The organism is Pseudoalteromonas sp. S4492 (assembly GCF_005886115.1).
Lineage (GTDB): Bacteria > Pseudomonadota > Gammaproteobacteria > Enterobacterales > Alteromonadaceae > Pseudoalteromonas > Pseudoalteromonas gelatinilytica.
On the sequence record NZ_PNCP01000194.1, the window covers coordinates 1 to 381 of the forward strand.

The following is a 381-nucleotide window of genomic DNA, read 5'->3' on the forward strand; positions in this document are numbered from 1 at the left end:
AGATCCTTAACTGGCAACCTCCGGGTCAGGTGCGTGTTGACCATGGTATACAGACTGGCCAGATGGTATCGCCCTTTTATGACCCCATGTTGGCAAAAGTAATCGCCCATGGCAGCGACCGGGAAACAGCTCGCCGCAAACTGATTTGTGCCCTGGAGGATATGAAACTGCTGGGGGTCAAACATAACCAGCACTTCCTCAACCAAATACTAAAAGAACCAGCTTTTGCTGAGGGTCAGGCCACAACCGCCTTTCTTGATCAGCACTTCACAGACAATGCCTTCTACCCGTCAGAAGACGTTTTACTGAAAAGTTCAGCTCTGGCCGCACTGCTATTCTTCCATCTGGAAAACCCGGGTCACGACAAAAGAAAAGTATGGG

1 pseudogene is annotated in these 381 nt (G+C 50.1%); it reads left to right on the forward strand.

Going from position 1 to position 381, the window contains the following annotated elements:
• A pseudogene (locus CWC28_RS21345) lies at positions 1–381 on the forward strand (3-methylcrotonyl-CoA carboxylase); the annotation flags it as partial.